23 protein-coding genes and 2 pseudogenes are annotated in these 23,417 nt (G+C 44.0%); 15 read left to right on the top strand and 10 right to left on the bottom strand.

What is annotated here, in order from left to right:
* Positions 1-474 precede the first annotated feature (474 nt).
* Positions 475-1,005, bottom strand: a complete 531-nt coding sequence (locus H6F42_RS02935) for a DoxX family protein (RefSeq protein ID WP_190397866.1) — start codon at positions 1,003-1,005, stop codon at positions 475-477.
* A gap of 348 nt (positions 1,006-1,353) precedes the next feature.
* On the opposite strand from H6F42_RS02935, the gene rseP reads away from it, so the two are divergent.
* Both rseP and cruF read left to right on the top strand, forming a co-directional pair.
* On the top strand, positions 1,354-2,442 hold the full coding sequence (rseP, locus tag H6F42_RS02940) for an RIP metalloprotease RseP (RefSeq protein ID WP_190397867.1): 1,089 nt from the start codon (positions 1,354-1,356) through the stop codon (positions 2,440-2,442).
* Between the two features lie 379 nt (positions 2,443-2,821).
* Entirely contained in the window at positions 2,822-3,790 is a 969-nt protein-coding gene (cruF, locus tag H6F42_RS02945; RefSeq protein ID WP_242018305.1) for a gamma-carotene 1'-hydroxylase CruF, read from the top strand.
* A 122-nt stretch (positions 3,791-3,912) separates the two neighbouring features.
* Here the strand turns inward: cruF and H6F42_RS02950 are convergent, their stop codons facing one another.
* A complete protein-coding gene (locus tag H6F42_RS02950; RefSeq protein WP_190397868.1) occupies positions 3,913-4,608 on the bottom strand; it encodes a response regulator in 696 nt (231 codons plus the stop codon).
* Positions 4,609-4,938: 330 nt separating this feature from the next.
* On the opposite strand from H6F42_RS02950, the gene H6F42_RS02955 reads away from it, so the two are divergent.
* The 5 genes from H6F42_RS02955 (at position 4,939) to H6F42_RS02975 (ending at position 7,478) form a co-directional block, all read left to right on the top strand.
* The gene (locus tag H6F42_RS02955; protein ID WP_190397869.1) at positions 4,939-5,163 is read left to right on the top strand and encodes a DNA-directed RNA polymerase subunit omega; all 225 of its coding nucleotides are present in this window, start codon (positions 4,939-4,941) and stop codon (positions 5,161-5,163) included.
* A 60-nt stretch (positions 5,164-5,223) separates the two neighbouring features.
* Positions 5,224-5,610 (top strand): DUF1818 family protein, encoded by a 387-nt coding sequence (locus tag H6F42_RS02960; protein WP_190397870.1) that lies wholly within the window; start codon positions 5,224-5,226, stop codon positions 5,608-5,610.
* 139 nt (positions 5,611-5,749) lie between these two features.
* The gene (locus H6F42_RS02965) at positions 5,750-6,037 is read left to right on the top strand and encodes a Uma2 family endonuclease (RefSeq protein WP_190397871.1); all 288 of its coding nucleotides are present in this window, start codon (positions 5,750-5,752) and stop codon (positions 6,035-6,037) included.
* Positions 6,038-6,093: 56 nt separating this feature from the next.
* Positions 6,094-6,288: a transposase DNA-binding-containing protein gene (locus H6F42_RS22250; RefSeq protein WP_190397872.1), complete on the top strand. Its 195-nt coding sequence runs from the start codon at positions 6,094-6,096 to the stop codon at positions 6,286-6,288.
* 14 nt (positions 6,289-6,302) lie between these two features.
* On the top strand, positions 6,303-7,478 hold the full coding sequence (locus H6F42_RS02975) for an IS4 family transposase (protein WP_242018306.1): 1,176 nt from the start codon (positions 6,303-6,305) through the stop codon (positions 7,476-7,478).
* Positions 7,479-7,545: 67 nt separating this feature from the next.
* Here H6F42_RS02975 and H6F42_RS02980 read toward each other — a convergent pair whose 3' ends face one another.
* The 3 genes from H6F42_RS02980 to H6F42_RS02990 all read right to left on the bottom strand — a co-directional run bounded on the left by H6F42_RS02980 (position 7,546) and on the right by H6F42_RS02990 (position 10,622).
* Positions 7,546-8,247 carry a DUF1345 domain-containing protein gene (locus tag H6F42_RS02980; RefSeq protein ID WP_190397873.1) on the bottom strand — a complete coding sequence of 234 codons (702 nt, stop codon included), beginning with the start codon at positions 8,245-8,247 and terminating at the stop codon, positions 7,546-7,548.
* 179 nt (positions 8,248-8,426) lie between these two features.
* Positions 8,427-8,633 (bottom strand): hypothetical protein, encoded by a 207-nt coding sequence (locus tag H6F42_RS02985; RefSeq protein WP_190397874.1) that lies wholly within the window; start codon positions 8,631-8,633, stop codon positions 8,427-8,429.
* 300 nt (positions 8,634-8,933) lie between these two features.
* Complete coding sequence (locus tag H6F42_RS02990; protein WP_190397875.1) at positions 8,934-10,622, bottom strand: adenylate/guanylate cyclase domain-containing protein; 1,689 nt, start codon at positions 10,620-10,622, stop codon at positions 8,934-8,936.
* Positions 10,623-10,790: 168 nt separating this feature from the next.
* Between H6F42_RS02990 and H6F42_RS02995 the strand changes: the two genes are divergently transcribed.
* Positions 10,791-12,056 carry an aspartate aminotransferase family protein gene (locus H6F42_RS02995; RefSeq protein ID WP_190397961.1) on the top strand — a complete coding sequence of 422 codons (1,266 nt, stop codon included), beginning with the start codon at positions 10,791-10,793 and terminating at the stop codon, positions 12,054-12,056.
* Positions 12,057-12,267: 211 nt separating this feature from the next.
* Positions 12,268-12,930: a hypothetical protein gene (locus H6F42_RS03000; RefSeq protein WP_190397876.1), complete on the top strand. Its 663-nt coding sequence runs from the start codon at positions 12,268-12,270 to the stop codon at positions 12,928-12,930.
* Between the two features lie 147 nt (positions 12,931-13,077).
* On the opposite strand, the gene ccsB is transcribed toward H6F42_RS03000, so the two are convergent.
* Entirely contained in the window at positions 13,078-14,124 is a 1,047-nt protein-coding gene (ccsB, locus tag H6F42_RS03005) for a c-type cytochrome biogenesis protein CcsB (protein WP_190397877.1), read from the bottom strand.
* A 155-nt stretch (positions 14,125-14,279) separates the two neighbouring features.
* On the opposite strand from ccsB, the pseudogene H6F42_RS22255 reads away from it, so the two are divergent.
* Together H6F42_RS22255 and H6F42_RS22260 are read left to right on the top strand one after the other, a co-directional pair.
* Positions 14,280-14,873: pseudogene (locus tag H6F42_RS22255) on the top strand (transglutaminase family protein); the annotation flags it as partial.
* A 60-nt stretch (positions 14,874-14,933) separates the two neighbouring features.
* A pseudogene (locus H6F42_RS22260) lies at positions 14,934-15,503 on the top strand (alpha/beta hydrolase); the annotation flags it as partial.
* Between the two features lie 40 nt (positions 15,504-15,543).
* Here the strand turns inward: H6F42_RS22260 and H6F42_RS03020 are convergent.
* Both H6F42_RS03020 and aroH read right to left on the bottom strand, forming a co-directional pair.
* Complete coding sequence (locus H6F42_RS03020; RefSeq protein WP_190397878.1) at positions 15,544-17,619, bottom strand: tetratricopeptide repeat protein; 2,076 nt, start codon at positions 17,617-17,619, stop codon at positions 15,544-15,546.
* 87 nt (positions 17,620-17,706) lie between these two features.
* The gene (gene aroH / locus H6F42_RS03025) at positions 17,707-18,087 is read right to left on the bottom strand and encodes a chorismate mutase (RefSeq protein WP_190397879.1); all 381 of its coding nucleotides are present in this window, start codon (positions 18,085-18,087) and stop codon (positions 17,707-17,709) included.
* 387 nt (positions 18,088-18,474) lie between these two features.
* Between aroH and H6F42_RS03030 the strand changes: the two genes are divergently transcribed.
* Positions 18,475-19,017 (top strand): hypothetical protein, encoded by a 543-nt coding sequence (locus H6F42_RS03030; RefSeq protein WP_190397880.1) that lies wholly within the window; start codon positions 18,475-18,477, stop codon positions 19,015-19,017.
* A gap of 74 nt (positions 19,018-19,091) precedes the next feature.
* On the opposite strand, the gene H6F42_RS03035 is transcribed toward H6F42_RS03030, so the two are convergent.
* Positions 19,092-19,736, bottom strand: a complete 645-nt coding sequence (locus H6F42_RS03035; protein WP_190397881.1) for a GAF domain-containing protein — start codon at positions 19,734-19,736, stop codon at positions 19,092-19,094.
* A 79-nt stretch (positions 19,737-19,815) separates the two neighbouring features.
* Between H6F42_RS03035 and H6F42_RS03040 the strand changes: the two genes are divergently transcribed.
* Positions 19,816-20,370: an Npun_F5560 family protein gene (locus H6F42_RS03040; protein ID WP_190397882.1), complete on the top strand. Its 555-nt coding sequence runs from the start codon at positions 19,816-19,818 to the stop codon at positions 20,368-20,370.
* Between the two features lie 201 nt (positions 20,371-20,571).
* Here H6F42_RS03040 and H6F42_RS03045 read toward each other — a convergent pair whose 3' ends face one another.
* On the bottom strand, positions 20,572-21,270 hold the full coding sequence (locus tag H6F42_RS03045; RefSeq protein WP_190397883.1) for a hypothetical protein: 699 nt from the start codon (positions 21,268-21,270) through the stop codon (positions 20,572-20,574).
* 733 nt (positions 21,271-22,003) lie between these two features.
* On the opposite strand from H6F42_RS03045, the gene H6F42_RS03050 reads away from it, so the two are divergent.
* On the top strand, positions 22,004-22,567 hold the full coding sequence (locus H6F42_RS03050; RefSeq protein ID WP_190397884.1) for a hypothetical protein: 564 nt from the start codon (positions 22,004-22,006) through the stop codon (positions 22,565-22,567).
* Between the two features lie 151 nt (positions 22,568-22,718).
* The gene (locus H6F42_RS03055; protein ID WP_190397885.1) at positions 22,719-23,408 is read left to right on the top strand and encodes a GUN4 domain-containing protein; all 690 of its coding nucleotides are present in this window, start codon (positions 22,719-22,721) and stop codon (positions 23,406-23,408) included.
* The last annotated feature ends 9 nt before the right edge of the window (positions 23,409-23,417 follow it).

Raw genomic sequence — 23,417 nt, forward strand, 5'->3', positions numbered from 1 at the left:
TCATCTGAAATTATTTGATAATCTTGAAAATATTTATACTTGCTTATGTGGCGAAGATATTGGAGTTAGTAATTAAGTAATAAGTTTTAGCTATCACTATATAAAATTAATGTATCAAGTTCATATAATTGACTCGGCATAATTAAAAAAATAGAGCCAAAAGTTATAGTGCAGGCGGAGTATACGTCATAACTTTTAGGGTTTTATATTTAATTGTGCTGATCTACTTAGATAAGTCAATATAGAAATTGTATTGTTTAAAATAAATGTCGATGAAGTATCCTAAACTACGATTTAATAAAAATTAAAATAAATTATCCCAATGAATAAGTAGGGGGTATACGATTTTGTCGCAAAATCTTAATTATTTATTTTAATGTTGACAATTCTTCTGACAGTAATAGAGTGAGTATTTATTCACAAAAAAATGTGGCTTACCCAGATTGGGAGCCACATTTTTTTATGCACAAATACTTATTTTTGGGAGATAGTAACTCTTGCTGGTTGAGCAACGCCAATATTTTCGGCATTATTGCCCAAAAATTTATTTAAAGTATTGGCGATCAAAGTGTCGATCGCATACTTGCCTCCACCATAAATAACAAAAAAGGCAAAAGATACCGCATAGATTGAGGATAGCTCAATGGATGGAATCGAGAAGCCACCAACTAAAATATGGTGATAATTTGCCACTAGCATTGTTGAAAACAATCCTAGGGCAGCAGGTCTGGTGAGGAATCCCAGAGCTAGGAGAGGCGAAGCAACTAACTCCGTCAAAGCCGCACAATAGGCAAAGAAAATTGGGAATGGTAAGCCCAGTACCTCTACATAGGCTTCCGCAAAACCAGAAATATCAGATAGTTTATCTAAGCCGTTATGCACCATGACTGTACCCAATACCACCCGAAGCAACAGTAACGAAGCTTGAGTTAAGGAAACAGGTGCTGAGTCTGAACTGAAGACTAGGCGACCAATTGAAGCTGCAATGCGAACTGTATTATTCATGTCAGAGCATCCTGTTAACAAAAATTAATTAATTGAAATAATTTATGACATATATACATTAATCTTAACATAAGGATTTTGGGTTTAAACCATTGGCTTAACCCAAAAGTACGAGCTTACATAGTATTGGTCTGCTTTTGGTTATGTTACGATCGCAGACTAAGCAATATTTTGTGTATTGCTGACAACATATAGCTGTTGCCATTCTTGTTAGGACACAAAACCAGAAGGCGAATTGCGGCGCGAAGCGCCGCAATTCGTTCCTTAGGTCTTGCTTTGTCCTAAGGCAAGTGACCACAACTATAAAAAATATTTAAATAAACATCTAAATCTTTTAGAGCTAAGCCTATGTCTGCATTGCCTGCAATTGCTGTCCTTGCGATTCTGATTTTGGTACATGAACTCGGACACTTTATGGCGGCCCGTGTACAGGGTATTCATGTAAATCGATTTTCGATTGGGTTTGGTCCCGTGCTGTGGAAATATCAGGGGAAGCAAACGGAATACGCACTGCGGGCAATTCCCCTCGGTGGTTATGTTGGGTTTCCTGACGATGACGAAGAAAGTGATATTCCCGCCAACGATCCCAACCTAATGAAGAATCGCCCAATCATAGATCGGGCGATCGTTATTAGTGCAGGCGTGATTGCCAATTTTGTATTTGCCTATCTAGTCCTATTAGTAATGACTGTGAGCGTTGGTATTGGCACAGTCGATCAACCAGGCGTGAGAATCAGTAAAATCCTTGAGCCAAATGCTCCTGCGGCGATGTCAGGATTACAATCTGGCGATGTCATCTTGTCGGCTAATGGCAATACTTTTGATACCAGTTTGACGACTTTGGATCGCTTCCAATCTTTGATTGCTAAAAATGCTAATCAAACCGTGGATTTGCAAGTAATGCGTAATGGTCAATTGCTACAAGTGCCGATCTTGCCTGAAGGTAATGATGGTAAAGGTAGAATCGGCGTAAGGCTAGATTTTACAGGCAAACCCCATCGTCGGGCGGTACGCAATATTGGTGAAGCGTTTGATAATGCAACTCAGAGCTTTGAGCGCTTGGTAGTGATGACTGTCCAAGGTTTAAAGCAACTGGCTACTAATTTCCAAAATACAGCTTCCCAGTTGTCTGGCCCTGTCGCGATCGTTGCTATGGGTTCCGAGCTAGTAAAGTCCGATGCCGCAGCCCTATTTGATTTCACCGCAATTATTAGCATTAATCTGGCGATTATTAATATTTTGCCCTTGCCCGCCCTTGATGGTGGTCAATTAGTGTTTCTGGCGATCGAAGCTTTGCGAGGAGGTAAACCCTTGCCCGAAGAATTACAAAATAATGTCATGCAAGGTGGCTTAGTAATTTTATTGGGATTAGGTGTGGTGATGATTTTCAAAGATTCGTTTAACTTACTTCAACAGAGTGGGTTAAGCCCTCTCTAAAGCAAAAAACAAACCCCGTATTAAAGTTGCGCCGCAACTTTAATACGGGGTTTGTTTTTTAATTTACCAAATTGTGCTAACACTTGCATGAGTTGAAAATCATACCCCGCAAGGATTTGCAAACACAAAAGCAGAGAACGAGTTGCGGCGCGAAGCGGCGCAACTCGTTCTCTGCTTTTGTGTTCTAACAAGAATGTCAACAGATATAAGAAAGCTTGGCACTCAAAGTCAGCCCTAGATTTTCTTGCTTCCTATCAAACTCAAAAATGAATGGTATGCTAGCTTATACTTTTGTTAAGTTAATTAAAGCAAAAAATCAAACTCAACTAGTAATTCTGAATATGTGGCATCAAGCTCTAAGCGATCCGCATAAATTATATTGTCGAGTAAATTTCAACTATTTCTGGGAGTAAATGGCGTGATGAGGCGAGCGATCTCCGCACAATGGGTTAATTTAGGAATGCACCTAGTTTCAATGGTATTTGGCTTATTTGGCTTAATTTTGGTACTACCAAATACCGCATTTATTGAAAGCTTGTCAGAGGCTGGTTTGCAAGTCTTTTCATGGGGAATGCAAAATGGCGGTGCATCCTACATGATTTTTGGCGCGATCGCCGCATTTTTGTACGGCAAGCAAACCATCGGGCTAAAGCGAACTTTAGCATTTTGTATTCCTGCGATCGGTATTTCCGTAACTAGCGAACTACTAGGCACAAGCACAGGCTTCCCCTTTGGTGCTTATTCCTACTTAAGTGGACTAGGTTATAAAATTGCTGGGTTAGTGCCATTTACGATCCCCCTGTCTTGGTTTTACATGGGTTTTTCCGCTTTCCTTGTTGCCGCGACAGTGATGCGTTTTGGTACAGGATTTATCCCCAGAATTAGTGCGATCGCCCTTGGTGCATTAATGCTCACATCGTGGGATTTTGTCCTTGATCCTGCCATGAGTCAAACGCCTTATCCTTTTTGGGAATGGCATCAAGCGGGTGAGTTCTACGGAATGCCTTACCAAAACTTTGTCGGCTGGATGGGAACTGGCGCTGTATTTATGACTGTAGCTTCCCTAATTTGGGGCAAAGCTAATCAACCAATCCTCAATCGTCAGCAGATTTTGTTTCCCACCATCATGTATGCGGGCAACTTTATGTTTGCTTTGCTACTGAGCTTTAATGCTGGTTTTTATGTTCCTGCAATGCTAGGTATTGTGGTGGGTGCGTTACCTCTAGCTGTACTCTACTTTACAACTCCTAAAGGTGAGTTAGAGACCAGTGAAAGCGCTACAGCTTCGGTCAATATTCCAGTAGTAGCTGTAGATACTTCCAAAGTGGAAACGATCGCTACTCGCTAAATTCAAAAGTGAAGAGTGGCGCAAATCACCCCTTTTCACTTTTGCGTTTTGTTAGTGGCTAGCAAAGCAAAATTTTTATAAGTCAACAAATAAAAAAAGGAGTCTCAAGGAGACTCCTTTTTTTATTTGCCTTGCAGAGATTTTAGTTCGCGCAATATCACCATTAGTCCTTTATTTTGATGCTCAATTTGCTCGGAGATTTTTTCCATGCGCTGATTTAAGGATTTAATAGCGTGATCTTGGTGTTCTATCCGAGTATTTAAGTCATTAAACCTAGCCACAACTTCGCGCTGGATTAAGTTCTCGATCCCTTGGACTAACAAAGTCTCCGTGGAGGTGAGTCGATTGAGGATCATTTGAAGGTTGGGTTCTTCAGCCACCGTGTGATCTTGTCTTACTGTGACAGGATCTGATGATCGCGATGATGCCCTTGAAACAGGCTGAGCAGGCTCTGGGGTTAAAAAGTTTTGAATTCGGGAAACCAGTACATCGGCTTCAAAGGGCTTTTCAAGAAAATCAAATTCAGTAAATGGTTCAGGAACATGTTCGGTGACCTGCTCCTTTAGCCCTGAAATCATGATTACAGGGACTTTTTGCAATCCTTCGACACGCCGAATTGCTTGTAAAGTTTGGTAGCCATTGTATTTGGGCATCACGAAATCAAGCAAGATTAAGTCAGGAAAGGCTCTACGAGCGGCATCTAGTCCTGATTTGCCATCACTTGCTTCTAAAACATCATATTTACCCGCTAAAATGCTTTTAACCATTTTGCGGATCATGATACTGTCATCAATTACCAGTACTTTCTTTGCAGTCATGGATTTGAAGAATCCGCCCCAAATAGCTATGCGAGACCATCATATTACATCACAAAACTCGGTTGGTTGAAATATTTTCTGATCAATTTCATTGATTTAGTTCTGAGCCAAATTTTTGATCGCCGTGATCCAGTCATTTCTACTTAAAGTAAGAAACCCAAAAAGAGTTGTGATGCAACTCTTTTTGGGTTTCTTGGTATCTCAACTGTGGCTCACGCGCTATGTGAGCCACAGTTTTTGGGCTTTTATATTTAATTGTGCCCCGCTACTTAGCTTTGCAAGAGGGGCGCGATCGCGTTAGACTAGAAAAACTCATTTTCTTTGGGATTTATGGCAAAACGTTACGCTGTTGATTCATCGCAAATTATTCGTCGGGTCGAGGAATTAATAAACGCTTCTTCTAACCGTTATCGCATTACGGTGCAGGTTGCGAATCGCGCTAAGCTCAGACGCTACGAAGACGATGATTATGACGATCGCATGATGAAGCCGATTTTGCGAGCCATTATGGAAATGTCCGACGAAATTTCCCAACCTGAAATTCTAAGCGACTGAAAGGCTTGAATTTATAGTTTGTCGTGCCAAGTGCGACAAACTATAAATTCTGAAAGGACTATGTTAAATTTCACGGATCAAAATTCAGCAAAGCAACTACTCTGCGGTGATGGTTGGCGAATTGGTTTTCGCGCAGATGTGGATATATATAAGGGGCTAGTGGGGGCAAACAGTTGGGCGATCGAACTAACTGAAGGTGAATTTAAAGATTTTTGTAAATTAGCATCGCAACTCTCAGAGACGATGCAATATATGGCGACTGAGCTATCGGATGGGGAAAAAATTTGTTGCACGTTGGAGACTGAGGATATTTGCCTTGAGGTGAATGGCTATCCTTACGCTTTTAATTTACATTTTCAGTTATTAACAGGACGACGCTCTGAGGGGCTGTGGGATGAGGGGGCTGTGCCTTTTTTGATGGAGGCGATCGCCCATTTGCTAAATTAATACTAATTCACGAAAGTGTGATAACACTTTTGTGAATTAAAAATTAAACCCAGTAAGGTTTTTTAAAACTAAAAATGGCTATGCCATTTTTAGTTTTGGGATAAGACATGACTTGCCTAACTTGATTAGGAGCGAAAACATGACCAGTATTGCCATTGAAAAAAGCGCAACTAGCCCAGAGGTAAAGCAACCATTAACTTTAGCTGAGTTCTTGAGCTTGCCAGATCTAGACGCAAGTTATGAGTTAGTTGAAGGAGAAGCCATTAAAAAAATGTCACCTAAATTTTTTCACTCCCGCTTAACTGCATCATTTTGGAGCGAACTATCATCGTGGTCTCACGGTTTTGGACAGGTGGCGATCGCCACTACATCAATCTTACTTTTCACGGCATCTTTGAAAGGTAAACCAGAAGAGCCTTTCAGGTAGAGGGTACGGATGGGGTTAAAGTATAAAAAATCAAGAAAAAGCAGGGAAGAAAAAAGATGAACTGGTGGGACAAAAACTTTGCGAGTTGTGAATTAGGGGATGAGAGACTAAGCGACAGAGCGTACGCAATCGGCAAAAAACTAAGTGAAGGATTTGGGAAAGCGTTGTCCGAGATATTCAAAAGTGGCTCTGAGTTAAAAAGAGCTTATGAGTTTTCGCCAATCGGAAAACAGAATTTAGCAAGATCATAAAACCACACTGTCAAATGACCAGTGAAGCCGTGGAAGAACAAGAATTGGTCTTATGCATAGGAGATACCACCTATCTAGATTATGGCAAAATTAAAGCCAAACGGGAAGGGTATGGACCAACAGGAAATGGTGGGAACGGATTAATTCTGCATAGTGCCTTAGCGATCGCCCCCGAACAAGGACAAGTAATCGGGTTGTTATGGCAGAAACTGTGGAACCGCGAACCGAAAGCCAAGCCACCGCAAGATGAAACTCCAGAAGCAAAAAAACAGCGACTTGCCATAGCGAGAAAAGCAGCGCGACAAAGGTCATTCAACGATAAAGAATCTTATCGATGGGTAGAAGCAATGAGCGAAGTCGAGCATCAAGTCAGTAGCAGCACCAATGTAATTCATATTTTCGACCGTGAAGGAGATATCACCGAAGTCTTCGACCAAGTACGACAACTGAAACATACAGGCGTATTAGTGCGTGCAGCCCATGACCGTAGCTTAGACCAAAATAGCGAACGACTATGGCAAAAACTGGAGTCACAACCCGCAAGATTTGAACAGGAAATCAAAGTACCAGAGACTGGTAAACGTAAAGCCCGTATCGCGAAGCTGGCAGTACGATTTTCTAAGGTTCATCTAGGGGTTCCCTATCGCTTTGACAATCGTGACCCATTAACCGTTTATGCTGTCTATGCAACGGAAATCGATTGCCCAGAAGGTGAAACCTCTTTGGAATGGATGCTGTTGACCACTGAAGTCGTAGAAGAACTAGAGACGGCAATTAAGATTTTACGTTGGTATACTTACCGTTGGCGTGTGGAAGATTTCCATAAAATCTTTAAGTCTGGCTGTCAGTGTGAGCGCTATAGACTTGCTGCTGAAGGGATGAAGACATTGTTAGGCTTTTTAAGTGTCTGTGCGGTCGAACTTTTACAGGTTACTTATCTCCATCGCAATCAACCTGATGCTCCTGCCGTTGAGATTCTTTCTCCTGTCCAAATTCAGGTTTTAAAGGCTAGATTCCCTAAATCTCCTCCTGTTTTAACTGTTGCTTGGGCTATCGAATCGATAGCTTTCCTTGGCGGGTATCTTGAGCATCGTCGTAAATCTCCCATTGGTATTCAAGTCCTCTGGCGGGGCTGGTCTAATCTATGTGAACTTTGCCAAGGCTGGCTTCTTGCGCAAATTCATACTTAACGGGAAAAGTAAGCTACATCAATAGGCGATCGCCATCAAATTTTGGTCACCCTTTCTCAAGCAATATTTACTGAATTAAACCTGCAATCAGATTAATACTCATCGCCACAATTGCTGTATTAAAGAAAAAGGAGAGAATTCCATGTACTAAAGCTAATCTTCTGAGAGATTGCGACGTAATTGCCACATCTGAAACTTGACTAGTCATCCCAATCACAAAAGAAAAGTATAAAAAGTCCCAGTAGTCTGGCTCAATATCGTCAGGAAAGTCTAATCCTCCTGCACAAGAGTCACTCTGGATTTTATGGTCTTGATAATATTTGTGAGCATAGTGCATTGCAAAAATAGTATGAACGAGCAACCATGATCCAATAATTGTCCCTGCTGCAAGAAGTAAATGGGGTAGCACTACATTTAACTGCTCTCCTTTGGTTTCTCGCAAAGTAAACGCGATCGCGAGAATACTCGCGCAAGCGGCGGCCGTAATTAAGCTCAAAATTACAAAGCGTCCTTCATCTTGACTTTGAGCGTTGAGACGCATTGTTTTTGGTGTTACTTTCCGCATTAGGAACCAAGTTGAGGCTAAGAAACAGATTATTCCAGCATCCCAAATACAGAGAATCCGAGTAGATAACTTAAACCAAGATGGAAGCAGAACCGCCACAATTAAGGCAAAAATACAGGATAAAAATAGGCGAGAACGAATTCTCCATCGAGGATGTAGTTTATGTTTGATCGCCGTTTGCTTAGATTCCTGAGGTAAAGTCATGGTGGTTTGGGTTTATCAGAAATATCCGTGAGATTACTATCATGTTGCTAAAGCAATAGGCGATCAGTACCTAATACCAAATGAAGAAATGGCGTAGCCATTTCTTCATTTAAAAAACTTTACTGGGTTTGATTTTTAAATCACAACAGTGGGGCGACACTTTTGTGATACTGATGAGCTTATTGCATGGACTTTCGGGCGAGGCTGACTGCTTTAACAAAGCTATAGACACCCACAGGGACACTCAGTAATAAAATCGCCCAAGTTGTAGCAAAACCAAAATCTGGTGCGCCATAGGATATTTCGTAAATGCAGCCCACAAAGGCTATCCCTGCAACGATAGAAATAAGTAGAATTAATTGAGCCTTTATATAATCGGGTGACATAATTAGTATTCTGAATGATTAATATTTAAAATAAATTGATTGCTGATGGCTTCATAAGTAGCTGGACATAATTAAAAAGACAGAACCCAAACCTGTGGCGCACGCGCAGTGTGCGCCACAGGTTTGAGGGTATATTTAATTTCGCCTTGCTACTTAAGACTATTTTGAAAAGCCTCATCAAAAATATAGCTATCCTATTGTAAGGACTTTGCGCGTTTGGTTTGCTTTTGGGCATACATTAAAGCCCACACTACAAAAAATTTCGTGATCTCGTTTTGTTTTAACGCCTACGGAAACCGACTAAACACCTTTGGGGAAAATGGTTTTAGTTTTGCTCAAAACTTCGCGGACATCAACATTTTGCCAATTGACTCGATATAACTGCAAAGCCTCTTCTTTCCCTTTCACTTTTACAGGTTCCAATTTTTCTAAGGGAAGATTGAATTGAGAAATATGACTTTTGGTGCTTTCAGAGATGAAAACTTCACCAGCTTTAGCAGCCGTACAAATGCGGCTCGCCACATTCATCGTATCGCCAATATTGGTGTATTGAATAAGATTTTCGGAGCCAATATTACCTGCGGCGACCATGCCTGTATTTAAGCCAATGTGAATCTGGATTTGCAGATCACGTCCTTGTTCTGTCCAATCTTCGTTAAGCTGTTTCATCGCCCATTGCATAGCGATCGCGGCATTTACTGCCATGATTGCATCATCTTCCTTTTGATAGGGAGAACCCCAAACCGCTAAGAGGGCATCGGCAATATATTTCTCCAATGTGCCGCCATAGGGAAACACAATATCTTCGACCATGACCTTGAAATATTCATTTAAGAATTCCAACACCTTGCGGGGTTGCATTTGCGATGTCATTTCAGTGAAGCCGCTAATATCGGAAAATAGGGCGGTAACTTCCGTTTCGACGATGCGATTTAAGTCCCAGCCTTCCTCGATCTTTTGGCTGACCGCCGCAGGGAAAAAACGCTCTAGTTTTGTTCGACGAATCACTTCCGATTGCATACTTTTATAAAGATTGGCATTTTCGATCGCGATCGCTGCTTGATTTGCCAAACTGCTCAAAAATTCGAGATCTTCTTTGTGATAGGCATGACCTCGGGAAAGGTTATCTACATACAACACGCCGATCGCCTGATCTCTAGGTTTTAAGGGCGCACACATGGCTGCTTGAATCGATTGCTGAATAATTGATTGGGAACTATCAAAGCGGCGATCGCCTGAAGCGTCATCACTAATGATCGCGTCACCTTGTTTTAAGACAAAATTGGTAATCTTGCGGCTATAAAAATCTAAGTTGGCGGTAGATTTTGAATCACTGAATTTGTAAGCCTTTGGCTCTAGCTGCCCTGTTTTTGCATCAACTAGCAACAGTACAGCGCGATCGACTGACATGATCTTTAGCAACAGATCGAGAATCTTCTCGGGCAAAGCCGAATAGGCTTCGGGCGAAGCTAGCTCTTGGCTAACTTCCAGTAAAACTCGTAACTTTGCCGAGGTGCGCTGCGTCTCATCATTACCTGAAATCAGCAAAACCGATCCCGTCGGCTCTAGTTGCTGGTGTTGCAGTAAGTCCTGCATATTCACGCGAGATTTTTCGGGAGAGACTCGCATTAAGATCGATAAGCCTGAGTTCGCATTGGCGGGAACTTGAGAGCCACTAGTATTAGACTCAGAATTAGCTTCATCCACTAAACGAAAAATAACGCTACCAAATTGTACAAAATCGCCATGATTTAACTTTTGTTGGACAATTTTGGTTTGATTAACGAATGTGCCATTGCTGCTATTGAGATCGGTAACGTAGATCCCCCTGTCTGTCACTTGAATTTCGGCATGATGACGAGATAGGCTACGGGCATCATCTTCAACCACAATACTGTTATCTAGTCCGCGCCCAATCGTATTTACGCCCTGTCGGAGATCGCAAACACGTTCTTGGGGAGTTCCTTGATTTTGAATAATGTATGCCATACCTTATACCTGCTGCAATTTAATCAAGGATCAATTTTGATGACATCGCTTCGCCATGTCATCAAAATTGATCCTTGGATTTTTGATTCGCTAATTCCACTACAGAAGCCCCGCGAACATTCTTATATCATTCATAATAAAATTAACAGCATTATTACATTTTTATCCATGTCTCCAACTACGCTAGAAGTACAATCTCAAGCTCAGGTAGATGCTATTTCTGCTCCTGACGCGATCGCTGAGTTTAATCAATATGTGATGAGTACCTATGCTCGCTTTCCGATCGCCCTCGAGCGTGGAGAAGGCTGTCGGGTATGGGACAGCACGGGCAAGGAATATTTAGATTTTGTGGCGGGTATTGCTACTTGTACGTTGGGACACGCACATCCTGCCATGGTTAAAGCGGTAACTGAGCAGATCCAAACCCTGCACCATGCCTCTAATTTGTTTTATTTTGCGCCCCAAGGTCAATTGGCTAAATGGCTTGTCCAAAATTCCTGCGCTGACAAAGCTTTTTTCTGTAATTCTGGCGCAGAGGCTAACGAAGGCGCGATCAAGTTGGCGCGGAAATATGCCCATACCAAGCTCGGCATTGATGAGCCTGTAATTTTGACTGCTAATGCAAGTTTTCACGGACGGACTTTAGCCACGGTAACCGCCACAGGTCAGCCCAAATATCATAAAAACTTTGCTCCTCTAGTTGCAGGATTTGACTACATTCCCTACAACGACATTGCTGCTCTCGAAGCTGCGGTTAAAAAATACGAAGGCAGACTGGCGGCGATCATGCTCGAACCACTGCAAGGCGAAGGTGGTGTCAACCCCGGCGATCGCGCCTATTTTGCCCGTGTCCGCGAACTCTGCGACGAAACCAAAGCTCTGCTGATCATTGATGAAGTGCAAGTAGGCATGGGACGCAGTGGAATGCTCTGGGGCTATGAAAATCTGGGGATTCAGCCCGATGTATTTACCTCCGCGAAGGGCTTGGGCGGCGGGATTCCCATTGGCGCGATGATGTGCAAATCCACTTGCGATGTGTTTGAGGCGGGGGATCATGCCAGTACCTTTGGCGGTAATCCCTTTGCCTGTGCGGTGGCTCTCGCAGTGAGTGGGACGATGGTTAAGGATAATCTGATTGCCAACGCTAGAGAACGCGGTCAACAACTGCGAACTGGTTTGCAAGCTATTTGCGATCGCTATCCCCAGCATCTCGCCTCCGTGCGTGGATGGGGCTTAATTGATGGCTTAGTGCTTCAAGAATCTAGCAATATTCAGGCTCGCGATGTGGTTGCCTCAGGGATCGAGCATGGTTTATTGCTTGTGCCTGCGGGTGTGAAGGTGGTGCGCTTTGTGCCACCCCTAACGGTTTCTGCTGCCGAGATCGATCAAGCTCTCGCCATTGTCGAACAGGCGATCGCCGCCTTTGAAGCTTAATCAAGTTTTCCTAAATCATTAAAGGTGGGGCAAAGCGCCGCCTTTAATCAAGACAAAAGCCTCGCTTAGCGAGGCTTTTGTCTTGAGAACTAGAAAAAACAAGAAATTGTCGTTACAAACTTGCCTGACCGTGATATCCTTTCTGCCATCATTTGCCAATAAATTTCTCATAAAAATTTTCCTTCAGGCTTGATTGGTATAGAGGAGTCCCATGAATTGCTTTAAGAGCGCCAAAATCCACAGTGCGAAAATCGCGATCGCCACCACGCTTTTGACGCAAATAGCCGCACAGGTATTTAGTTATGCCTTGCCTACCCAGTGGCAAGCCATGCCTTCGGCGATCGCCTTACCCGGACAACCTCCTGAACAAGTTATCGATTGGATCAAAGGAAATCCCGCCCTCCGCCCCGCCCTCGGTGAAAGATTGTTAGTCCGCAAAAGTGACACTCCCTCTAGGCGCTTTCAGTTTCAAGCCAGTGTGGTACTCCCCGGAATTGCTGAAATCCAAGGCTCGGCGAGGGTAATTCGCAGTGAGCAGATCAAGTTTTTTGACATTATCAACGGTGTGACTAGATCGCGCCTTGAAGAATCCTTGCGATCAATCTATGGCCCCGAAATTATGCGTGACTATGCCAAGGCTCAGAAGGTCTATGCCTATCCCACGGCGGCGATGGTGCGGCGATCGCAAGCTAAAAATGCTTCACCGTTGTTAGCCGCCTTGCAGGGAGAACTTCGCAAGGGCAAAAAATATGGCTATTGGGTGGAAGTTCTGCAAAATGGCAAAGGTAGTGCCAATTCTGGACAAATTACGGTATTTGAATTAGACAGCTTGCCAAAATTAGAACAAGAACTTCGCAAGCGCGAAGATTTTTAAATACAGCAAAGCAAGAGTTAGCCAGTACAAACCAAAACCCAAAAAGCGAGTTGCGGCGCTTCGCGCCGCAACTCGCTTTTTGGGTTTTATGTCCTCAGCAAAACTTACATTGCTATAAAAAAGCCTCGCTTCGCGAGGCTTTTTTATTTAGAGAAACCAGCCGTAGCTGTGTAAACCTTTACCAAGGAGATTTACGCCTAGATAGCAAGTCCACACTACTAATAAACCAACGCTAGCTAAAATTGCAGGTTTGCGTCCTTGCCAACCTTTGGTAATGCGCGTATGCAAATAGGCGGCAAACACTAGCCATGTAATCAATGACCAAGTTTCCTTAGGGTCCCAACTCCAATAGGAACCCCATGCTTCATTTGCCCATACGCCACCCGCGATGATCCCGATCGTCAAGAGGGGAAAGCCTAAGCCGATCGCCCGATAGCTCAGATTGTCGAGAGTCTCGCCAAGGGTGAGGCGGCGCAAAGATAGCGGTTTAGTTGTCGATCTTGTTTGCGTAGCGATCGCCTCCGCTGTTAAGGTGGTGCTATTTGTTGAATTTAAAGCACTACCCATACTTTCAACGGCAAAAGCAGCAAAAGTATTTGAGGAATTGCTCTCAGGGTTTGTAGCAATGCTCCGCATGTTTGTGCCAAAGGAGCTACCCTGTAGCACTACTTCCTGACCGCGAGTAACAATCAAAAAGGCGATCGCTAAAATACTGCCTGTCATCAAAGCCGCATAGCTCAGCAACATCACTGTCACATGCATCATTAACCAATTCGACTTCAGCGCAGGAACTAATGGCTCTGATACTTGCATCCCTGCGGGTAAAGCAAGCGCTGCAAAAGCCGTAATCCCCATCGCCACAGGTGCAGTAAAAGCACCGATGAGTCGCTTAGCATTGTCATTGGCGCTGGTTTTGCCAATGCTATTCACGACAATATGCATGGTGGTCATGCCCCATGCTAAGAAAAATAGCGATTCGTAAAGATTGCTCAGGGGGAAATAGCCAGCATCAATCCAACGCGCTCCCAGTAAGGTGGCAATACAAAGATTGGCGATCGCCATACCTGCATTTCCTAGCGATCGTAAGTAGGGTAGGTTTGGGAACGCCACATGCACCCAAAATACCAGCATAGTTGCAAAAAGGATGGCAAATGATGAGTTATCCAGTAAGTTCTGAAGCGCGACGAGTTGCATTCAGGCAATTCTCCAGCAATTTTTAGAATGTGTTATGGTTTGATTTTTAAAAGTGCATTTTCTATGCGTTTTTATTGTAAGCGATGTTGATAAGCCTTACCATTCGCCCCTTAAAGTCCCAAAAATCCCGCAGGTGAGAATCCCAGCTTTTGAAGATGGAAGAATATTTACAAGTTAGTGCAGTTATTGATTGGCAACATCCTGAAATCATTAAATGCGCCCATCAGATCGCCTTGGGACATCAAACACCAGAGGCGATCGCCAAGGCTTGTTTTGAATGGGTACGCGATGAAATTTGCCATAGCGTTGACTATCAAATGAACCCTGTGACTTGTCGAGCATCAGATGTACTAAAACACAAAACAGGTTATTGCTATGCCAAGAGCCATCTCCTCGCGGCTCTCCTCCGAGCTAATCAGATTCCCGCAGGATTTTGTTATCAGAGATTAAGCATTGATGATCAAGGCGCTCCCTATAGTTTGCATGGGTTTAATGCGATCTATTTACCTGAATTTGGTTGGTATAGAGTGGATGCTAGAGGTAACAAAGTTGGAATCAACACGCAATTCACACCGCCCGATGAACAACTAGCTTTTAAAACCCAGTTCCCCGAAGAAGCAAATTTTCCTGCTATTCTTGCCGAACCATTACCGTTAGTTGTAGAGTCACTGCAAGCCCAAACTACATGGGATGATATGCTGCGTCATCTTCCAGATATATCGCTAGATGCTGCCCAAAACTACGGACTGTTGAGCATGACCTTAAATTACCGATCGCTACCTGAACAGTTACCCAATCCCAATGCCCAAGGTGCGATCGTTGCCCTGCATGGATGGGGAGCCAACTGTGATGATTTAGTATCTCTAACTCCGTTGATCAATTTGCCCAACTATCAATGGATTTTTCCTGAAGCTCCCTTTGATCATCCAATGCCCAATGGCAAGATGTGGTATGACCTCCAAAATCTTGATACGGATGGCTTAGCCAAAAGCTGTGAATTACTCAGTCAGTTCCTTGAGGATTTACCATCACTAACGGGAATACCGCTAGAAAAGACCTTTCTCTTAGGCTTCTCCCAAGGCGGCGCAATGACTTTGGATGTGGGGTTAGTCTTTCCCTTGGCAGGGCTAATTGCGCTAAGCGGTTATCTACACATTGCCGAAGAGGAGTTGCAAGAATTAGCAGATGAGGCTTTCCCACCAATTTTGATCGCTCACGGTACGCTCGATCCTGTAGTTCCCATTAGTGCAGCGCGGAATAGCCAAAAGGTATTTGAAAGCTTAGGCGCAACGGTCGAGTATGAAGAGTACGAGATGCATCATGAGATTCTGCCCGAAACCTGCGATCGCATTCACCAGTTTGTCCTAGACCATCAATAAAAAAGGCGGCGCATCGCGCCGCCTTTTTTATTGATGGGAGTTATGTCTCAAACTGAGGCATTTCTAGGGCAATGGGGGATAGGTCGAGCTGAACTGCCGATTGCTTGACCCTAGCGGCAAAGGCAAGGGGATCGAGATCAAACTGCTCGAATAGTTCGCGTCCTCGGATGCAGCGCATTTCAGGATTTTCGGCTGCGCCACTGACGACCCACATCACAAAGTCTTTATTGCTGCGAGCATTTTCAATCTCGATCGCCGAAATTGCAAAGGACTGGCGATCGCTGGTAAAGCTTTTAATCACGATGGCTTCGCTTAGGTCATTTTTATGACATTCGAGGTCATAGCCGCATTGGGATTTATCGACGGAGCGCACCATCCAGCCGTCACGCATATACTGAGCCATCACCGAGATCATCGCCAATTTTTCGGCAGTGCTAGGGTCTTCGATGGAGAAGGGAATGGGCTTTTCGACGACTCTTTCGACGACGCGATCAACCACTTTTTCCACCACGCGATCGACCACCTTCTCGACCTCCACGAGCTTCTCTACCTCAACTATTTTCTCGACTTCAATAATTCTTTCGACTTCAATAACCTTCTCAACTTCCACGATTTTTTCGACTTCGACAATCTTTTCCACTTCGATCGTTTTTTCGACTTCGATAATTTTGGCGACTGGCTCAGGAGCGATCGCGATCGCCTCGTCAGAAGTCGCAAAAGCCGCGATCGCCTCATCCCTAGAAATGGGTGTGACAATTGGCTCCAGTGCTTCGGTGGCGATGGTAGGCGCAGCGATGATCAGGTCACTGGTTTCGTCATCCTCCACAACCATGGGTTTAGAAGAGGTTAAGGCTTCGGGTGCTGCTTCCGTTGGGCTTTCCGATGGCGCGATCGCATAGGCGCTTCTAGGCTTCGCTTTAGGCAAAGAATCGATCGCCAAGGTTTCTAGAAACTCTTTAGCTTTTCTTGCCTTATCGGGCTTGCCTTGGGTTTGATAAAGCACGATCGCCTTACGCAGATCGTCACCAGCAAGGGTTTCATCGGCAATGTTGGGCTGGGAATAGGTCAAGCCGCGATAGTAATAGGCATCGACATTACTAGGCTGTAGCTCGATCGCATGGCTAAAGTCGCGAATGGCTTCGGCATATTCCTTGAGAATGTAATGCGATCGCCCGCGCCGAAATACCGCAAGGTCGCGATTGGGATCAAGTTCAAGGGTGCGCGTAAAGCAAGCGATCGCCTGTTCGTAACTTTTGAGCTTGAGATAGGTATTGCCCAAGGACATATGCGCGTCGGCATAGTTGGGATCAATCTCGATCGCCGCCTGAAAATCCGCTAGAGCCTGCTGCAATTGCGACAGCAAAAAGTTAATTTCTCCCCGTTTGTAATAGGCGAGTCTTGCCTTATCGGGACGCATGGAGATCGCCTTGCCATAGTCGCCCACAGCCTTGGCATATTCTCGCAAATTCACATGGGCATCCCCTAAGCCCAGATATGCTTTTACAAAATTAGGATTAAGTTTCAGAGCTTGGCGAAAGGACTCTAGCGCATCCTGTGGAAAACCTTGCTGAATATCCTCTAAGCCCCATCGGTAATAGACATCGACGAGGCTAATCCCTTTCCCTGCCCGAAAAGCCTTTTGGGTTTGGCGTTCCCACTCGCGATCGAGCATCCGCACATATTCGTCCCGAAATACCCCCGCATCACTCTGCGGCTCAAGGGGCATCCCCTGAAAATGGGGCAACTGCCGTAGATAATCCGTCCTTAAAGGTTCATCAAAACTTACACAAGCATCCCAAGCCACCCACACCCGCAAATTATTTGCCTGAGAGTCGATGTCGTAGGCTTCGCTGAGTTCGCGATAACGCGCCGATCGCAGTTTAAGTTGATATTCGCGATCGGCGGGGACAACGGTTCCCGATGCAAAATAGCCCTGATTAGCGCTGCCAATCCGTTTGAAATAGGCGCGATCGCCTACTTTAAGGGTTTGAATATTGCCGCAATTCCACGTAACGATATACTGCTCCCCCTCCGAGATATCGGCGATCGCTTCACGAATGAAATCGCGAATCTCAGGCTCGGTCTGCTCGTTACACAGAAAAATTCTTGTGACCATAGGGCTATTATCTTACGTTTGCACTGATTGTATCTAGAAAATAGAGGGAGCGCTTAGCGCTCCCTCTATTTTCTCAAATTTAGTTGCTCAAATTTGGGCGTAAACGAGATCAGGGCGTAAATCCCGCGCTCCATTTAAGTAAATATGCTTGATTTGATGTTGCTCAAGGGGTGTATTCACATGAATTAAGACACGAATACATCGCTCTAAGCTGCCCTTGACGTACATTTGCTGCACATCCAAAAGCGGCACATGCTCCCATTGCGATCGCGATCGGGCGATTTTGGCAGGAAATACCACATCAATATCCGTTGTTGCTGAAAAGGTGGCACTTACAATTTCACGCGGATCAATATCATTTTGTGCTTCGATCTCTTCCATAAGCTCTAGCACAGCCCTCTCTAGGGCTTCGTAAGTATTAGCTTCAACTGTTGTTGCACCACGAACGCCACGTACACGCCAACCCACGTTTTACACCATCCGTACTGTATGTAAGTAATCTCGATTGTTAATCATATCTATGATCTCTTAACCTACCCCTAAAAGACAATATTAAGTTAATTGCGATCTAAAAAATTCAAAAAGACTGAAATATAGCTATTCACTTCTCCACCAAGGATTAGAGTGGCGGCGCATCGCGCCGCCACTCTAATCCTTGGTGGAGAAGTCTATTTTCCCCTCAAGAAATAGCTGTGGTTAACCCAAGAAGACGAGTTGCGGCGCTTCGCGCCGCAACTCGTCTTCTGGTTTTGTGTCCAAGACTGACCACCGCTATATTTTTTCGGTGAGAAGGAAGTAGAGTAAAAACAGATGTGGGAAGCTTGCCCCACATCTGTTTTTACTCTAGCTAGATCTATGACCGACATTTTTAAAGTTTCGCCATTAATTCGGATTACGTTACTCTTGCTTTATGTTGCGCTTACGGCTCCTCTGCCATTTTTGAGCAACTTTACCCATGCGGCGGTTCCTGCATCATGGTTGAGCCTTGGCTTAGCGATCGGCTTTGTGTTTTTGTATGGGGCGCTAAGCGATCGCGTAATTTTAAATGATGAAGGAATTCAGCTGGTCTATCCGCGATGGTTTCCTAGTTTTTTGCGGAAGGGTTGGTCATTGGCTTGGGAAGATATCAAGGCGTTAAAGCCCAGAATTACGGGACAGGGGGGGATTGTCTATTATTTTGTTAGCAAAAATTCTGAGGATCGGGCTTATTTACTACCGATGCGCGTAGTCGGCTTTGCGCGACTGGTGGAAAAGGTGCAGGAACGCACAGGGATTGATACTCGCGATGTGCGTCCCCTTGCTCAACCTTGGATGTATCTAATTTTGTTAGTGTTTACCTTGCTGTTGCTATTGATGGATAGCTGGACAATCTATACCGCCTTAACCTTGAGCCATTAAGAGTAAAAAAGCATCGCGAAGCGATGCTTTTTTGCAAGAACAAGGAAACCTCGCTACGCGAGGTTTCCTTGTTCTTAAACTAAACCGAAAGGTCGATATTCTGCGTGGAGTTGGGCATTGACGATAATTGCGGTGATGCTTTCGGTGCTGTATTGGATCATTGTGGCGATCGCATCATCAAAATGATTAGGCTCAGCATGGGTCAAAGTAATAATCCCGATCGCATCAATGCCGTAAATAAGAGGAACTGCGATCGCTGATCTTGCATCGTAGGGCTGATCGGGAAACTGCACCCAGCGATCGTCCATCATCGCATCGTAAATGATTCCAATTTGGCGATGGCGCAACGCCCAACCCGCCAGACCATCATCTAAGACCTTGGTAATTACTGTGTCCTTAAGATCGCGGGTAACTGGACCCCGCGCCAAAATACTTTCTTGAATTACACCATCTTCATCGATCAAAAAAATGCTGCCTTCTGCCGCATCGGTCGTGGAGACAAGAGTTTCTAAAGTATTTTTAAGGGTGGTTTTGAGAATGAGGCGACCGCTAACTGACTGGGCATAGGAAATAGAATTTTTGAGCAAGGCAGATTGCAATTGCAGTGCGGATTGAGCCGCCTTGAGCAAAGTTGGCTCATCCAATCGCCCATCAAAAGGAGAAACATTCAAACGCTGATATGTTGACTGGTCTTGGATATTGCTCGTTTTAGCATTCATGGACGATTTCCATATAAATTGCCAATCTGGCACTTGTGTGATATAAATCTTAGCCTAAATTCCCTCACGAATCGCACCTATGAATGACACAGTAAATTCTCTAGCGAATCCCACTGAAAATATGACAGTCAAGCTCCAGCAGGAAATAAGTTTACTCAAGGTCGAGCTAGAACAAAAGGATCTGCTAGTGCAGCAGCTATCCGAAGAACTTTTTCGCTTGGTGAAGGGAAATACGGCTTTTTTGCCTAACCCAGAGGTGCATGAGCAGCATTCTGAGGAGATGCGCTTTTTGGAGCAGAAGTTGGCGGCTGTCGAAAACCAATTAATGCTCTCAAGGGTACAAATCCAAGAGCGCGATCGCGAAGCGGTGGAATTACGTCAAACGATCCAAGAAATGACAGATCGCAATCGAATGCTCGAGCAAGTAGTGCAGGAATTGCCCAATATTTATCGCGCCAAGTTTGCGGAGCGCATCGTGCCAATCAAGCAAAAAATCGAGGCTCTGCAAAAGGAAAACCGCCAGCTACACATCGAGCTACAAAGTCTCAGTTTCCGCCTCTCAGGTCGCACCCGTCGCCCCTCTAGCCAACAACAACGCCTAGAGCTACCCAGAGTCATGCCAGCGATCGGCTAATACTAAATTAAGAAATGGCGTAGCCATTTCTTAATTTAAAAAATTTACTGGATTTGGTTTAAATCCCAAAAAAGAGAGAGGCGGCGCGAAGCGCCGCCTCTCTCTTTTTTGCAATGTTGTGCTAGTGCCAAGGCAATAAAAAAGCTCCGCGTTGCAGAGCTTTTTTATTATCAAAAGTCCTGCGCCGCAGAACTTTTTAAATTAGGATTGTTCGTCAAGCTCAACTTTCTGATTGCGCTTTCTAAGCTTATTAGCCAAGAATAAACCACCCAATACAGCTACACCACCCGAAGCCTCAAACTCAAAAGGCACAGCAGTTGCACTAGCAATGAAGCGTGCATCGGTTGGGTTAGCAGCTCTAATTGTTAAATCTGTACCTGTAGATGTGTAAGCATTGCCGAAACCATAGGCTTCATTATTTATAATTACAGTCTGTCCTGTCCTACGAGCATTAAATACAGCAAAGTATTGCGTACCAGTTGATAACTCAGTAGTTGATGTAAAGTTGAAAGTCAGACTTCCGAGCCCAGAACCACCCGCAAAAGCTGTATCGTTTGTTGTGGAAGTAACACTAGTGCTTCCAAATAGCGAACCAGCACCAGTACCAGATACAGTCCCAGGTAAAGTGTCGTATATGAAGAGAGTACCTGTCGCAGTTGGAGAAGCAACACTAAACAAAAATTTAATAGATTGTAAAGTCGCCCTAGGTTTGCCACCTAAATCCGCTGGGTTAATCTGAAACCCTTGAGCAATAATGGTGAAACCATTATTGTTACCCGCAATAGACGTGGAGTTACCGAAGGTAAAAGAATAGGCATTTTCAGGATTTGCTGAGATGGCGGCGGCAAAGCCGATAGCCGTCACCAGAGAATATGTAGATATTTTGTTGAGGAGCTTCATGTTATGACCCACACCCATGTAGTTTTTGATTTTATTTTTGACAGTATGCTAGCACGGATAATCAGCTAACATTCGTAGTTATTTAAGAAAGTTTAGAGTTGTTAGTTGATTTATTTAGCGACTAGTTTGATCTAAACACGAGCTTACCTTATCAACAACTACTAAAGGTGTCATAAGTAACACACAAGCTGGAGTGACTTTGAGGAGAGATTCAGCATTTTAACGTAGATTATCTTTACAAAAGTTATTCTTGTCCAAGTGTTTATACCAATGGGAATGCTCTGCCCAAAACCTCATAACGCAGGGACAATAAATTCACAAAAGCTGAGAGGGCTTAGCATTTGCAGATCAGGATTACTGTGATGAGTTTTAAAATTGTGGCGCAAATGCTAAGCCCCTACAGTCCTAGGTTCTAATGATTAGGAAACTTTATGGACTGTATTTTGAGATGTAATAAATCCCTAAATGCTCACGTAAACACTAGATTTAGAGCTATTTAATCGGAAGGAGCTTATTTTTAGTCAATTTTTAAATTAGGGGCAAAGACTTATCAAAATATGGAGAGCATTAACTTTTTCTGTAGAATTAACTAGAAAGGCTACAGCTTTAGAAGTTTTTTAACGATCGCGATGATTGCACCAAGCGATCGTCATCCCTAGTTAAAAGTAATTAAAAGTTTTTGAGCATATTTTTTACATTTCAAATGACAATCAAATTTTGAGGAAAGCAAAGCATGAGTACAACTAACGAAGCGAAAGCAGAAACTAGCAAGCCCGAAGAAAAAACATCTCGACCTACCAAAGCGAAGTCAGAAGCTGAAACCACCGCAAAAACTGGTACTGTGGACATCTCTGCGTTGGCTGTGAAAGAAGAATCAAAGCCCGTAGCCGCATCCATCGAACAAAAAGGTTCATTAATTGTGACTGAAACTCTTAAACATTATGGCGATCGCCCCATTGTCGATGGTGGCTTTCGTGCTGTTGAGTACTTCAACAGTTCGGGTGAACGTCCGATCGAAGCTAGCAAATTAGCAATTAGCAGCACCTACACCACTATGGGCGGCGAGCGTCCTATTACCAACAGTGGCGTACATGTGACCAGCACATTTATGTCCTCTGGTGAGCGTCCTGTGGTCGAAGATGGCTTTGTAATTGTGGATAAGTATTACATCGCTGGTGAGCGTCCTGTGGGTTCCGCAGGCTTAGTAGTTAGTGACACCTACTCCCAAATGGGTGGCACAAGACCAGTTGCATCTAACGAGATCGACAATGTTGGGTTGATGGGTTATATCGACTAATAGCTTTTTATTTGTCCAGCCACGGACAACCATAAAACCCAAAAGAGAGTTGCAGCGCTTTGCGCTGCAACTCTCTTTTAGGTTTTATGGTATTACAGCTATAAAGGTGTAAATTCAAAGTGGTGCGATTTTTGCGATTTTTGAAGATCTGATGGATACAAAACTGACCGCGTTAAAAGATAAGTTGTTTTCAGGTAAAGAGGCAAATCAATTACCTGCGATCGCCGAATTAGCAAACCTTGGAGAAGAAGGCTTACAGGTTTTGGATGAGTTTATCCAATCCCGCAAGGCTGCCAATACTGAAGTGACATGGATCGATGGCAAAATCCATCAAACCCTACTGCAAAGCGATTTACCCCAAGCGATCGACCTCGCCCAGACCCATTATCCTCAGGGGGTGGTAACTTTGCGATCGGAAAAGGGGATTGACTATCAAGAAATTCAAACTTTGCTAGCAAAACAGGACTTTGAGGAAGCCGATCGCCTGACTAGCAAGAAACTATGTGAAGCTGCGAGTGCTGATGCTTTGAAGCGAGGTTGGCTTTATTTCACCGAAGCAAAATTAATCCCCATTAGTGATTTACAAACGATTAATCAGCTTTGGTTAGTGTATTCCGAAGGTAAATTTGGTTTTTCGGTACAACGCAAAATCTGGTTTAGCTTGGGCAAGGGCTGGGAAAAGTTTTGGTTAAAAATCGGCTGGAAAAAAGATGGCTCCTTTACCCGTTATCCCAATGAGTTTATCTGGAGTCTTGACGCACCAAGGGGACATTTGCCGCTTTCTAATCAATTGCGCGGCAATAAAACCATGCAAGCCATTTTTTCTCATCCCGCTTGGTAATATCGCTTA

The sequence above is a fragment of the Pseudanabaena sp. FACHB-1998 genome (assembly GCF_014696355.1).
In the GTDB taxonomy this organism is placed as follows: Bacteria; Cyanobacteriota; Cyanobacteriia; order Pseudanabaenales; family Pseudanabaenaceae; genus Pseudanabaena.

What these genes read in the sequence shown, in the direction of transcription:
- H6F42_RS02960 (WP_190397870.1), top strand. Translation starts at nt 5,224, where the DNA reads ATGTTAAATTTCACGGATCAAAATTCAGCAAAGCAACTACTCTGCGGT.
- rseP (WP_190397867.1), top strand. Translation starts at nt 1,354, where the DNA reads ATGTCTGCATTGCCTGCAATTGCTGTCCTTGCGATTCTGATTTTGGTA.
- H6F42_RS02985 (WP_190397874.1), bottom strand. Translation starts at nt 8,633, where the DNA reads ATGTCACCCGATTATATAAAGGCTCAATTAATTCTACTTATTTCTATC.
- H6F42_RS02965 (WP_190397871.1), top strand. Translation starts at nt 5,750, where the DNA reads ATGACCAGTATTGCCATTGAAAAAAGCGCAACTAGCCCAGAGGTAAAG.
- H6F42_RS02995 (WP_190397961.1), top strand. Translation starts at nt 10,791, where the DNA reads ATGTCTCCAACTACGCTAGAAGTACAATCTCAAGCTCAGGTAGATGCT.
- H6F42_RS02950 (WP_190397868.1), bottom strand. Translation starts at nt 4,608, where the DNA reads ATGACTGCAAAGAAAGTACTGGTAATTGATGACAGTATCATGATCCGC.
- H6F42_RS03045 (WP_190397883.1), bottom strand. Translation starts at nt 21,270, where the DNA reads ATGAAGCTCCTCAACAAAATATCTACATATTCTCTGGTGACGGCTATC.
- H6F42_RS03020 (WP_190397878.1), bottom strand. Translation starts at nt 17,619, where the DNA reads ATGGTCACAAGAATTTTTCTGTGTAACGAGCAGACCGAGCCTGAGATT.
- H6F42_RS03055 (WP_190397885.1), top strand. Translation starts at nt 22,719, where the DNA reads ATGGATACAAAACTGACCGCGTTAAAAGATAAGTTGTTTTCAGGTAAA.
- H6F42_RS02975 (WP_242018306.1), top strand. Translation starts at nt 6,303, where the DNA reads ATGACCAGTGAAGCCGTGGAAGAACAAGAATTGGTCTTATGCATAGGA.
- H6F42_RS02935 (WP_190397866.1), bottom strand. Translation starts at nt 1,005, where the DNA reads ATGAATAATACAGTTCGCATTGCAGCTTCAATTGGTCGCCTAGTCTTC.
- H6F42_RS03000 (WP_190397876.1), top strand. Translation starts at nt 12,268, where the DNA reads ATGAATTGCTTTAAGAGCGCCAAAATCCACAGTGCGAAAATCGCGATC.
- H6F42_RS22250 (WP_190397872.1), top strand. Translation starts at nt 6,094, where the DNA reads ATGAACTGGTGGGACAAAAACTTTGCGAGTTGTGAATTAGGGGATGAG.
- H6F42_RS02990 (WP_190397875.1), bottom strand. Translation starts at nt 10,622, where the DNA reads ATGGCATACATTATTCAAAATCAAGGAACTCCCCAAGAACGTGTTTGC.
- H6F42_RS03030 (WP_190397880.1), top strand. Translation starts at nt 18,475, where the DNA reads ATGACCGACATTTTTAAAGTTTCGCCATTAATTCGGATTACGTTACTC.
- H6F42_RS03035 (WP_190397881.1), bottom strand. Translation starts at nt 19,736, where the DNA reads ATGAATGCTAAAACGAGCAATATCCAAGACCAGTCAACATATCAGCGT.
- ccsB (WP_190397877.1), bottom strand. Translation starts at nt 14,124, where the DNA reads ATGCAACTCGTCGCGCTTCAGAACTTACTGGATAACTCATCATTTGCC.
- H6F42_RS02955 (WP_190397869.1), top strand. Translation starts at nt 4,939, where the DNA reads ATGGCAAAACGTTACGCTGTTGATTCATCGCAAATTATTCGTCGGGTC.
- H6F42_RS03050 (WP_190397884.1), top strand. Translation starts at nt 22,004, where the DNA reads ATGAGTACAACTAACGAAGCGAAAGCAGAAACTAGCAAGCCCGAAGAA.
- H6F42_RS02980 (WP_190397873.1), bottom strand. Translation starts at nt 8,247, where the DNA reads ATGACTTTACCTCAGGAATCTAAGCAAACGGCGATCAAACATAAACTA.
- H6F42_RS03040 (WP_190397882.1), top strand. Translation starts at nt 19,816, where the DNA reads ATGAATGACACAGTAAATTCTCTAGCGAATCCCACTGAAAATATGACA.